Source organism: Prochlorococcus marinus XMU1405 (assembly GCF_017696275.1).
In the GTDB taxonomy this organism is placed as follows: Bacteria; Cyanobacteriota; Cyanobacteriia; order PCC-6307; family Cyanobiaceae; genus Prochlorococcus_A; species Prochlorococcus_A marinus_AB.
On sequence record NZ_JAAORF010000001.1, the window covers coordinates 465311 to 477442 of the forward strand.

Below are 12132 nucleotides of genomic sequence, written 5' to 3' on the forward strand. Positions count from 1 at the left end.
TTTATTTAATTAATAACACTTCTTTTATTCAAAACATAAATCATAGATGAAACCTTATGGGAATCAACTTAATTTAAAAAAAAAAGTTTCATATGAAAGTAAAAAAAATTCTGAAAAAACATCCATAATTGATATCAAATTAATACATCAAATTATCGACACCATAAATATCTCTCTTTTGGTATTAATTTTAACCTTATTTTTCTTATCTTTTAATAGTCAAAGAAAATGGTCAAATACATATAAAAATTTATCTAAGACAAGAGCTGTCAATAATAATCTAATTGATTATATTTCTAAAATTGAGGAATTTTATATAAGTAAACTTGAGTCTCTCAATATCTATAGAAAAACTAAACCTGAAGATTTAATCTATCTTGATAAACTTCCAGAAAAAAAAGAGAGTTTGTTCAAGAAAAATTTAAGTACCTTCGTTGAAGGTTTTAGTGATAGCAAATATCAAAGGGGATATTGATGAAAAAATACAAAAAAATTGTTTGTCTAATACCCCTTGATCAAAGAAGATTTAAATTTCTGTATATTTTTAGCTTACTATTAATATTTTGTTTGTTTGGTAGGTTAGTTAAATTGCAAGTCTATAACGCCTCTGATTTGCAAAGGAAAGCCAGATTAATACAGTCTTCTAAAACTAATGCCTTAAAAAAAAGGAGAGCAATTGTTGATAGAAATAATAGACTAGTTGCTTACGATAAACCGCTCTATAAATTATGGGCTCATCCAAAATATTTTAATTTTCCTGGTGATTCAATTAACAGAGTTCGCAGTATTGAAGAAGTTACAGAAAAATTGTCACCTATCTTGGATATAAATGGTGAAATACTTTTGAGTAAATTTAATAATAAAAAGAGTGGTATCAAGCTTTTGGATAAAATTTCTGAAGAAAAGGCTGAAAAGATTAAGAACCTTCAAATAAGTGGTATTGATTTATTTAAATATTCGCAGAGATATTATCCACAAGGGAAGCTTTACTCTAATCTTGTCGGTTTTGTTAATGATGAGAATATAGCTTCAGCAGGTTTAGAGCTTTATTTAGATAATCAAATTAAAGTTTTTAATAAAAGTAATTTAATAAAAAGAGGAGGAGATGGAACTCCTTTACCGGATTATTCAGCCCCAGGTGATTTTGTTTCTGATTACAAAAGTTTAGGCCTAACTATAGATTCAAAATTACAGAAAGCTTCATTCAATGCATTATCAAAGCAAGTAAGCAAATGGAAAGCAAAGAAAGGATTTGCCATAGTTATGGATGTTAATAATGGTCGGATTCTTTCCTTGGTTACAGTCCCTTCTTACGATCCAAATAAATTTTGGCAGTATGATTCTCGACTTTTTAGGGGTTGGTATTCTCAAGATTTATTTGAGCCTGGTTCAACTTTTAAACCTATTAATCTTGCCTTAGCTTTAGAAGAAAAAGTAATCCAGAAAGATGGAGTAGTCGAAGATATTGGGAAAATTAATGTTGGAGGATGGACGATTTCTAATTGGGATAAAAAAGGTAATGGATATATTGACTATCCAAAAGTTTTGCAGGTTTCAAGCAATGTTGGGATGGTAAAAATAATGCAAAATTTAGACCCTACAATTTATTGGGATTGGCTAAAAAATTTAGGTATAAATAAAAATTTAGAAACTGACTTATTTGAATCAACTGCTGGCCAACTAAAGAAAAAAGACTTATTTGTAAATCAATCAATTGAGCCTGCAGTAACTTCTTTTGGCAAAGGTTTCTCAATCTCGCCACTTAAATTGCTTCAACTTCATGCGGCTCTCGCAAATGGTGGTTATGAAGTGACTCCACATGTTACCTCAACTTTCAAAGAGAGAGTAAATAAAAATCCAAAAAAGCAATTTTTTTCACACGAAGTCTCTAAAACTGTTCTTGAATGGATGGAGAGCGTAGTTGATAAAGGCAGTGGATCTGGAGTAAAAATCGAGGGTTATAGGATAGCAGGGAAAACGGGTACTTCCCAAAAAGCCTTAAATGGTTCCTATACAAGTAAAAAAGTTTGCAGTTTTGTGGCGACCTTACCAGTTAATGATCCGAAATATGCTGTCCTTGTAGTCGTTGATGAGCCATCTAAATCTTATGCATATGGTTCAACTGTTGCTGTACCAGTTGCTAAAGAAATTATCGAGAGTTTAATAGTAATTGAAAAAATACCTCCCAAGATTAAAAATCATGGAATGATTGTTAAAAAACCCTAAAATTTCACAATTTTATAAATATTTAGTTCATTATCTGATGATTTCATCAGGAATAAAAGCTAGTTTATGTATATATATGATTATCTAGATATGAAATCAATTTTAGAACAATTGTCCTCAATGACCGTTGTTGTTGCTGATACTGGAGATTTAGATTCGATAAAAAAATTTCAACCAAGGGACGCCACCACCAATCCATCACTAATACTTGCTGCTGCTAAGAACCCTGATTATGTGAAATTAATTGATAAAGCTTTAGAAAGTTCAGAAAATGCCTTGCCCCAAGGATTCTCCGAAATTGAGTTAATTAAAGAAACTGTTGATCAAGTTTCAGTATTTTTTGGAAAAGAAATTTTGAAAATTATTTCAGGGCGCGTATCTACAGAAGTTGATGCAAGACTTAGCTTTGACACTGAAGCTACCGTTGAAAAAGCTAGAAAATTGATCAAACTTTACAAAAATTTTGGAATTGAAAAGGAAAGAATCTTGATTAAGATTGCCGCAACTTGGGAGGGAATTAAGGCAGCTGAAATTTTGGAAAAAGAGGGTATTAGGTGCAACCTAACTTTACTTTTTAACTTCTGCCAAGCGGTAACTTGTGCCAATGCAAAGATAACTCTAATTTCTCCTTTCGTTGGCCGTATATTAGATTGGCATAAAGCAAAAACTGGTAAAACTAGTTTTGCTGGTGCTGAAGACCCTGGTGTTATTTCAGTTACTCAAATATACAAGTACTTTAAAGAAAAGGGATTCGAAACAGAAGTCATGGGAGCGAGTTTTAGAAATCTTGATGAAATAAAAGAATTAGCAGGTTGCGATCTTTTAACAATCGCACCAAAATTTCTTGAGGAACTGAAAAAAGAAAAAGGAGAGTTAGTTAGGAAATTAGATGTAAGTACCCAAATAAATAATTCTATTGACTACGAATTTGAAGAAAAAGATTTCAGATTAAGTATGTTAGAAGATCAAATGGCAAGTGAAAAGCTTAGTGAAGGTATTACTGGATTCAGTAAGGCTATAGAAGAATTGGAAGAGCTGCTACTAAAGAGATATTCAGAGATTAAAAATCATAAATTGATTTCTGCTAACTAAATTTAAGTTTGAATTTAAAAGAATCAAGTACCACTTTTTGTTAAAAGCCTTCTGATAACTCTTTTTGCAATATCTTCATAGCTCATTTCGCCTGATAATATTTGAGCAATACGTTTAGGTGCGGTTTTTCTTTTGACACCTAATTGATATCCAGTTCTTGGAAATCTATAAAATACTTGTGCTATTCTCCTCCCCCAAGCCATTGATTTCCCCCAAATGCTGTTAATTTTTTTTGTATAAAGACTTAAATCATCTACTGTTCCTGATAAACACTGATCAATGTATTCTGCAGCATAGAAACTGCTAATTAAAGATGGTCTAATTCCTTCAGCTAAAAATGGATCACATAAAGATGCGGCATCTCCAACTGCTAAAACTTTGTCACCATTAATTGAGTGGAAGCCATTCCATATTCTCAGTTTCTTACTAGTTGTTTTATGAGGAAAATCATAAAAACCGAAGCTTTTGATCACTTGGTTATTTATAACCTGATTTTCTAAGAGACCATTATTTATAAAAGTACCTAAACCAATATTTAAGCTTTCTTTTAGGGGGAATGCCCATGCAAAACCATATTTTATAAATCCAAACTCAAATCTAACTGCATCTCTAGGTATTTCACCTAAACCTTTCAATCTTAATGAGATTGTATTAGCAAATTTCGGTTTTCTTGGACCTAAATTGAAATAACTCGCCCATTTCGATTGGGATCCATCTGCAATTACAAGGAATTCTGCTATGTATTTTATTTTGTTACTGCAAGTAATTTCCCATTTATCATTTTTTTTTATGATTTTTTCTATCAATAATGGTCTCATTATCTGAGCACCATTACTCAATGATTCATCGAGTAATAATTGATCTAGTTTTTCCCTTTTAACAATCCAAAATGGGGATTCACCAGTCAGATCAGCAGTCACATTATCTGCAGACTTCCATCTGAATTCAACATTCTTAATTTTTGATTCTATGCAATCTTCTATATTTAAAGGAAGAAATCTTTGCATCGAAGATGCCATCCCACCAGCACATGGATTGTAATCTTGGAATTTTTCTTTTTCAATAATTAAAACTGAATATCCTTTCTTTGATAGGTTAAGAGCAGTGGAAGAGCCTGATAAACCTCCACCAATTATTACAACGTCAAATTCTATCAAACTTTTAGAATTTCCTTCTCTTTCTCAGACAATTTAGTTTCTATTAAAGAAATATATTTATCAGTAATTTTTTGAATTTCAGATTGATTATCTCTCGATTCGTCAATAGAAATAAGGCCTTCTTTTTCGTCTTTTTTTTCTTTATCAACAGCATCTCTTCTGATATTTCTCAAAGCTACTTTTCCTTCCTCTGCATATTTAGAGGCTAATTTACAAAATTCTTTTCTTCTTTCTTCTGTTAAAGGAGGAACATTTATTCTTATTACTTTTCCATCATTATTTGGAGTTATACCTAAATCACTCATAGAAATAGATTTCTCTATCGCTTGTAAACATGAAATATCGAAAGGTTGTATTGAAATTGTTTGCGAATCAACAGTGCTTATAGTGGCAAGCGATTTGATTGGTGTTTCTGCTCCGTAGTACTCAACACTTACTCTGTCTAACAAGGAAGCATTGGCTCTTCCTGTCCTAATTGTATTAAAGTTTCTTTGTGTGGCTTCAATACTTTTATTCATATTTTCTTGAATTTCTTTTTCTTTCATAATTAAAAAAATTAAATGACTTTTAACTAATTAAAGAGCCTATTGGCTCACCAGCAACAGCTTTAGAAATGTTCCCTTTTTTGAATATATCAAAAACCATAATTGGGATATTATTATCTTTGCAAAGTGCAATCGCAGTACTGTCCATTACTGCAATTTCATCACTAAGAACTTGTTGATAACTGAGAGAGGAATACTTTCTTGCATCTTTAAATTGATTTGGATCACGATCGTATACCCCATCAACTTTAGTAGCCTTCATAACAACTTCAGCGTTTATCTCTGCTGCCCTCAAGGCTGCCGTAGTATCAGTTGTAAAAAATGGATTTCCGCATCCACCTCCGAAGACTACAACTCTACCTTTTTCTAGGTGCCTCATTGCTCTTCTTCTGATGTAGGGTTCGGCAATTTCCTGCATTTCGATTGCTGTTTGCACTCTGGTTGCAACTCCAACTCTCTCAAGACCATCTTGAAGTGAAATTGCGTTCATTACTGTTGCTAGCATCCCTACATAATCAGCCGTAGCGCGATCCATTCCGTCTGCAGATCCTTTAAGCCCTCTAAAAATGTTTCCACCACCAACAACTATTGCAAGTTGTACATTATTTTCGACTACTTTTGAAACATCCTCTGCAATTGACTGAACTATAGCAGGATCAATACCATAAGGTTTTTCACCCATTAGTGCTTCACCACTAAGTTTTAAGAGAACTCTTTTGTAATTCATTCAATAATTGTACTTTTAAGACATTAGCAAGTAAATGCACCAAATTTATTTTTTGTTCAGATATTGCTTGCGTCTTTAAACATTTCTAAACCTGCCTAAATAAAAATCTAAATAATAATTTACTTCAACTAAAATTCAACACACTTTTGTGCTTTTATTCCTTGTTCTTTAAATGGATGTCTTATTAGTTTCATTTCTGTAACTAGATCAGCGTAATTGATAATTGAATCAGATGCTCCCCTTCCAGTTAAAACAATATGATTTTTTCTATTATTTAAGCTTTTTAAAAAAGTGATTATTTCTTTGGGTGCAAGATATCCAAGTTTTGTCGCAATATTAATTTCATCAAGAATGATAAGTTTATAAGATTCGTTTTGTATGTATTTTTTGGCTAGTTGCCAAGCCTCTTGAACTAATTTTTCATCTCTTATTCTGTCTTGTGTTTCCCAAGTAAATCCCTCTCCTAATGAATGCCAAGATATCTTTGAAGAAAAGTTTTTAAGTGCTTTTTCTTCTCCAGTGGTCCAGCCTCCTTTGATAAATTGAATTATTGCTACTTTATAGCCATGACCTATCGTCCTTAAAGCCATACCTAAAGATGCAGTTGTCTTGCCCTTGCCATTTCCTGTAAAAACAATCAATAATCCTTTTTTTATTTTTCTAATTTGTAGTCTTTCGGCTTGGATATCTTTTCTTTGCTGCATTCTTTTTTTATATGAGTTCTCATCGATATCCGGTGATAATTTACCTCCCATTCCAATTTTATTTGCTTGATTATCGAGGTTAAATATTTTCTTGGAAGATGAAGGTTTTTTTTGCATATGACTTTTTTTTTATTTAATTATTATAAATCTTTAAATATTTTTAACTCTTTTAACTTTTAAAAGTGCATTATTTACTGCCTGTTGTTGATCTCTTTTAGTAATCCAGTGGTGATAAGTTTGAGTATGTAAACTAACCGAATGTCCCATCATTCTAGCAGCAACAGTATCAGGTAAATCATAAAAAATTGTTCTAACTGCCCAAGCATGCCTTAGATCATAGGGTTTTATTGGTAAAGAGTAACGCTTAAACTGATCTGTAATTTTTTTCCCAATATTCTGTAAGGTTGTAATTTTAAGGTCTCTATTAATATTTGGTAGAAGTTCTGGATTTTCACCAAGTTTTAATAAGTCGAACTTTTCCACCCATTCAGGATGAAATGGCCAAACTTGATGTTCCCCAGTTTTAGTAGTAGGTAAAACTCTAATAATTTTGTCCCCAAAATTAGTCAGAGAACTTAAATCACAAAAAAATACTTCATGATTCCTTAATCCATATGTGGCCATCAGACCAAAAACAAATTTCCAAGACTTGTTTGGTATCTTTTCCCACAGTTTTTCTATTAATTCGTCTTTAGGTAGATCCCTAAATCCTGCTTTGTTCAGACCATATCCTTTAGAATTTAATTTCCAATCTTCTGGTAGTTTAATTTCTAAAAACTTAGCCAAAACACTTAAAGACGTAGCGCATTGTTTCCTACTTCTGGTACCTTCCTTATAACTTTCAAGTGTTTTTTGAAATATTTTTTCTAAAGCTTCATTCTCATATTCATTGTAAATGTTTAGGATTCTTTTCATATATGGTTTGTAAGAACTTCTCCAAGTAGTTTTTCTAGTGCTGGTTCGAAAATCACTTTTATTTTCTTTAAAAAAAAATTCCTCAAATTGATTTAATCTTTTTGGAAATTCAAACCCATGTTTTATTTCCTTTTTATAGGGCTTGCTTATCCAATTAATCCAATCAAATTGATTCAATTCCAATTGCAAATTGATTAATTGTAATTTTTTTTTGGCCTCCTCTAATCCAGAAATATCAGCCTTTAAACCAAGAGATATTCTTTGGATTTTAAAGTTGTTGTTATCTTCTTTGGAGGGAAGTGAACCACGAATATTTAATTTCTCTCCTCTTTTCTCAATTTTAAGCTTGCTGCCTTGAGTAGCAAATTTATCATTGACATTATTAATTTCCTGAATTACGTTCATTTACTTATATAATTGACCATATGATGACGTTTTTAATGTTGATTTTCAATCTTCATAAATTTTAAATGGATAAAATAGGCGTCTTACTAATGAATTTAGGAGGGCCTGAACGCATTACTGATGTAGGCCCATTCTTATACAATCTTTTTTCTGATCCAGAAATTATCAGGACACCTTTTCCTGTTTTTCAAAAGCCCCTAGCTTGGTTAATTAGTACGCTGAGGAGTACTACTTCACAACAGGCTTACCTTTCTATAGGTGGAGGTTCACCTATCAGAAGGATAACTGAACAACAAGCAAGAGAATTACAATCTAACTTAAGGAACAAGGGATTTAATGCTACTACTTACATCGCTATGAGGTATTGGCATCCTTTTACCGAATCAGCAATTGCTGATATGAAGGCAGATGGCATAGATCAAGTTGTTGTAATACCCTTGTATCCACATTTTTCGATAAGTACTAGTGGTTCGAGCTTTAGGGAATTAAAAAAATTGCGAGATTCTGATGAGGAATTTAAGAAGGTTCCAATGAGATGTGTAAGGAGTTGGTTTAGTCAATCAGGTTACTTAAAGTCTATGGTTGAATTAATTTCTGAACAAATTTCACTTTGTGAATCACCTTCAAAAGCCCATATATTTTTCACTGCTCATGGAGTTCCTAAGAGTTACGTAGAGGAAGCTGGAGACCCTTACAAACAACAAATTGAAGATTGTTCTTTATTAATTATTAATGAGCTGGAAAAATGTTTAGGGCATGGTAACCCTCATACACTTTCTTATCAAAGTAGAGTTGGTCCTGTTGAATGGTTGAAGCCTTATACAGAAGAAGTGTTGGCGGATCTTGGAAGGTCAAATGTTAATGATCTGATTGTGGTCCCTATAAGTTTCGTTGGAGAGCATATCGAAACATTGCAAGAAATTGATATTGAATATAAAGAAATTGCTGAAAAAGCTGGTATTAAAAACTTTCGGAGAGTAAGGGCTTTAAATACTCATCCTACTTTTATTGAAGGACTTAGTGATCTAGTGATTTCCTGCTTGGAAGGACCTCTTGTTAATATAGAAGAGGCTTCACAGTTGCCTGAAAAAGTTAAACTATATCCCCAAGAGAAGTGGCAATGGGGTTGGAATAATAGTTCAGAAGTGTGGAACGGAAGGGTTGCAATGATTATATTTCTTGTGCTTTTTATTGAACTTATTTCAGGTTCTGGACCTCTACATAAATTAGGTATTTTATAAAGAACAATTGAAATTTATTTGTTTATTTTTAATTTATTAAAAGATTTTTTTGAATGCATTTCTGACATTACATTTCTAAATGAGGCAAAAGTATTTAATTAAGTTTAATATTTATAGTAAGTATTGAATTTCTTTAGTGACTCTTACTTCGAGATCCTTTTCAAAGGGTAGTTCAAAACATGAAAATCCAGTTTGGATAACTGGTGCAGATGCATTAATGGATTCTTTAAAAATTCATGGAGTAAAAGTCATATTTGGATATCCAGGGGGGGCCATACTACCAATATATGACGCTGTTCATAAGGCAGAAAATGAAGGTTGGTTGAAGCATTATATGGTTAGGCATGAACAAGGTGGTTCACATGCGGCTGATGGATATGCAAGATCTACTGGTGAAGTAGGAGTATGTTTTGGGACCTCAGGCCCAGGTGCAACAAATTTGGTAACTGGAATTGCCACTGCGCAAATGGATTCAGTCCCCCTAGTTGTAGTTACAGGTCAAGTCCCAAGACCTGCTATAGGGACAGACGCTTTTCAAGAAACTGATATTTTTGGCATAACTCTTCCAATAGTGAAACATTCATGGGTAATAAGAGATCCTTCAGATATCGCGAAAGTAGTTTCTGAAGCTTTTTTTATTGCCTCATCTGGAAGGCCTGGCCCTGTTTTAATTGATATACCCAAAGATGTAGGTCAGGAGTTCTTTAATTACCAAAGAGTTTTGCCTGGTGAGATTATTCCTAAAGGATTTAAAAGGAATGGAGAAATTAACGATTGCGATATCAATAAAGCAATTAAATTAATAGAAGATTCTGAAAGACCCCTTCTATACGTAGGAGGTGGGGCAATATCTTCTGGAGCTCATGATGAAATAAGAACTTTGGCAAAGAATTATCAAATACCAGTTACTACAACCTTAATGGGTAAAGGAGCTTTTGATGAAAAAGACAATTTATCAGTAGGAATGTTAGGAATGCATGGAACTGCTTACGCAAACTTTGCTGTTACAGAATGCGATCTTTTAATTGCTATTGGAGCTAGATTCGATGATCGGGTAACGGGGAAATTAGATACTTTTGCACCTAATGCAAAGGTAATTCATATAGATATTGATCCAGCAGAAGTTAATAAAAATAGACGCGTAGATGTTGCAATTGTCTCTGACGTTTCGAAAGCCGTTCGCAAAATTAATCAAAAATTTCTGAATAACAAATTTAGTTGTCGGACGAAGAACTGGTTAGAAAAAATTGCTTTTTGGAAAAATAAACACCCTTTATATGACCCGCCTAAAGAAGGAGAAATTTATCCTCAGGAAGTTCTTTTGAAAGTTAGGGAACTTTCACCAGAAGCTTATGTAACTACAGATGTAGGTCAACATCAGATGTGGGCTGCACAATATTTAAGAAATTCTCCAAGAAAATGGATTAGTAGTGCAGGCTTAGGAACTATGGGTTTTGGATTGCCAGCAGCAATTGGAGTGAAAGCAGCTTTACCTAATTCAGATGTAATTTGCATTGCAGGAGATGCAAGCGTTTTAATGAATATTCAAGAATTAGGAACTTTGTCTCAATATGGATTAAATGTAAAGTTGATCATCATTAATAATCGCTGGCAAGGGATGGTAAGGCAATGGCAGGAGAGTTTCTACGATGAAAGATATTCCTCCTCTGATATGAGTTGTGGCGAACCTGATTTTGTAAAACTTGCTGAGTCTTTTGGAGTTAAAGGATACCAAATTTCTGATAGAAAACAATTACAGAATGAATTAAAAAATGGGCTTGATCATGACGGCCCTGCCTTGATTAATATCCTTGTTAGAAGAGGTGAAAATTGTTATCCAATGGTTCCTCCTGGTAAGAGTAATGCTCAAATGGTTGGATATGTTAATTGTGAAGACTAATTTTTTATAATTCATCATTTTAAAAAATTAACTCTAAGATAATTTAAAAACTTAGATATTTTTGAATTGAAAAAAATTATCAAAATTTTTATAGTCTGCTTGATTGTTCTTAATCCTGTAATAGTTAACTCGGCTGAAATTCTTCAAATTAAGAGTTCAAATACTATTTTGGTGGGGGATCAAAATAGGAATCTAACTATTGGATTATTTTGTATAGATGTAAATGAAAGTGATGAGCTTGAAGCAACTAATTTACTTAAAAGTGAATTCCCAAGGGGAACCAAAGTGAAAATAAAACCTTTTGGTTTCAAAGAGAATGTTTTGTTAGCCAAAGTTTTTAATATTAAGGGAAGTAAGGAGATGACTGAATTATTAGTCGCTAAAGACCTAACTAGTGAAGTTTGTACAAGTTAACTATCTCTTTGAACAAATAAAATTCCATTGTCTTGAGATTGTTTTGTTCCTTCTCCAGGAATTAAATTCATTTTTGAATTTGTATGTGCATAAATTTGAGATGTCTATATTTGTATTAGGAATATTCTCATTTAAAAGTTGTCTATAGGCAGATTTTTTGAGATCAAGTTGATTTAAGTTTTGCTCTTTAAAAGGATTTGAATCACTAAAACAAAGAATATTTTCAGTTTTAGTCAAATTGACAGTTATGTCTTTGTTTTCGACTTTTCTATAAAATTCTCTTAGTGTCATTTTATCAACTAGATAATGTTCCTTAGAAATCGCTGGACCTATTGCAACAAGTAAATCATCTCTAGATGTCCCAAAGTTATCGAAAATTTTAACCATATTTTTTATTATTTTTTTTTCTAAACCTTTTCTTCCACAATGCAAGGTCGCTACATTTTTTGTCCCTTTATCTGCAAAAAATATTGGCATACAATCAGCTGTGTAAACCCATAAGTTTTGATTGCATTTATTACCAACAAGACCATCTGCATCACTCTTAATCCCTTCTTCAGAATGAGATCCAAAAATAATCACGTTACTGTGAATTTGCTTGGGAACACAATTTATATAATTTTTATTAAAGTAATTCCCTAATAATTGAAGAAATTTCTCAGAGCTTGACTTCGTAAAAAATGCATGTTTGAAATTATTTTGACTAAGGATAGGTGATGAGTAATACTCAAATTTTTTGTTTTGAATAAAAATTTCAGCTTTTGAGAAAGCTATTTCTTTGTAAGGAATAGTTCTTGCTCCTAAAC

General features: G+C 32.4%; 12 protein-coding genes. 6 read left to right on the forward strand and 6 right to left on the reverse strand.

Going from position 1 to position 12132, the window contains the following annotated elements; genetic code table 11:
• Positions 1 to 46: 46 nt before the first annotated feature.
• The 3 genes from HA148_RS02695 to tal all read left to right on the forward strand — a co-directional run bounded on the left by HA148_RS02695 (position 47) and on the right by tal (position 3318).
• Positions 47 to 475 (forward strand): hypothetical protein, encoded by a 429-nt coding sequence (locus tag HA148_RS02695; protein WP_209129967.1) that lies wholly within the window; start codon positions 47 to 49, stop codon positions 473 to 475.
• Positions 475 to 2226, forward strand: a complete 1752-nt coding sequence (locus HA148_RS02700) for a peptidoglycan D,D-transpeptidase FtsI family protein (RefSeq protein WP_209129970.1) — start codon at positions 475 to 477, stop codon at positions 2224 to 2226. The genes HA148_RS02695 and HA148_RS02700 overlap by 1 nt, the downstream gene beginning before the upstream one ends.
• Positions 2227 to 2316: 90 nt before the next feature.
• Positions 2317 to 3318: a transaldolase gene (tal, locus tag HA148_RS02705; RefSeq protein WP_209129972.1), complete on the forward strand. Its 1002-nt coding sequence runs from the start codon at positions 2317 to 2319 to the stop codon at positions 3316 to 3318.
• A gap of 23 nt (positions 3319 to 3341) precedes the next feature.
• Here tal and HA148_RS02710 read toward each other — a convergent pair whose 3' ends face one another.
• The 5 genes from HA148_RS02710 to HA148_RS02730 all read right to left on the reverse strand — a co-directional run bounded on the left by HA148_RS02710 (position 3342) and on the right by HA148_RS02730 (position 7771).
• Positions 3342 to 4475 carry an NAD(P)/FAD-dependent oxidoreductase gene (locus HA148_RS02710; RefSeq protein ID WP_209129974.1) on the reverse strand — a complete coding sequence of 378 codons (1134 nt, stop codon included), beginning with the start codon at positions 4473 to 4475 and terminating at the stop codon, positions 3342 to 3344.
• Positions 4472 to 5020 carry a ribosome recycling factor gene (gene frr, locus HA148_RS02715; RefSeq protein WP_209129976.1) on the reverse strand — a complete coding sequence of 183 codons (549 nt, stop codon included), beginning with the start codon at positions 5018 to 5020 and terminating at the stop codon, positions 4472 to 4474. Before frr ends, HA148_RS02710 begins: the two co-directional genes overlap by 4 nt.
• 22 nt (positions 5021 to 5042) lie before the next feature.
• Complete coding sequence (pyrH, locus tag HA148_RS02720; protein ID WP_209129979.1) at positions 5043 to 5747, reverse strand: UMP kinase; 705 nt, start codon at positions 5745 to 5747, stop codon at positions 5043 to 5045.
• A 128-nt stretch (positions 5748 to 5875) separates the two neighbouring features.
• Positions 5876 to 6568: a cob(I)yrinic acid a,c-diamide adenosyltransferase gene (gene cobO / locus HA148_RS02725; protein ID WP_209129981.1), complete on the reverse strand. Its 693-nt coding sequence runs from the start codon at positions 6566 to 6568 to the stop codon at positions 5876 to 5878.
• 33 nt (positions 6569 to 6601) lie between these two features.
• Positions 6602 to 7771, reverse strand: a complete 1170-nt coding sequence (locus HA148_RS02730) for a site-specific integrase (protein WP_209129984.1) — start codon at positions 7769 to 7771, stop codon at positions 6602 to 6604.
• Between the two features lie 65 nt (positions 7772 to 7836).
• Between HA148_RS02730 and hemH the strand changes: the two genes are divergently transcribed.
• The 3 genes from hemH to HA148_RS02745 all read left to right on the forward strand — a co-directional run bounded on the left by hemH (position 7837) and on the right by HA148_RS02745 (position 11326).
• Positions 7837 to 9012 (forward strand): ferrochelatase, encoded by a 1176-nt coding sequence (gene hemH / locus HA148_RS02735; RefSeq protein ID WP_209129986.1) that lies wholly within the window; start codon positions 7837 to 7839, stop codon positions 9010 to 9012.
• A gap of 136 nt (positions 9013 to 9148) precedes the next feature.
• On the forward strand, positions 9149 to 10912 hold the full coding sequence (gene ilvB, locus HA148_RS02740) for a biosynthetic-type acetolactate synthase large subunit (protein ID WP_209129988.1): 1764 nt from the start codon (positions 9149 to 9151) through the stop codon (positions 10910 to 10912).
• A gap of 66 nt (positions 10913 to 10978) precedes the next feature.
• Complete coding sequence (locus tag HA148_RS02745; protein ID WP_209129990.1) at positions 10979 to 11326, forward strand: hypothetical protein; 348 nt, start codon at positions 10979 to 10981, stop codon at positions 11324 to 11326.
• Here HA148_RS02745 and pgeF read toward each other — a convergent pair whose 3' ends face one another.
• Complete coding sequence (pgeF, locus tag HA148_RS02750) at positions 11327 to 12115, reverse strand: peptidoglycan editing factor PgeF (protein ID WP_308789037.1); 789 nt, start codon at positions 12113 to 12115, stop codon at positions 11327 to 11329.
• Positions 12116 to 12132 lie beyond the last annotated feature (17 nt).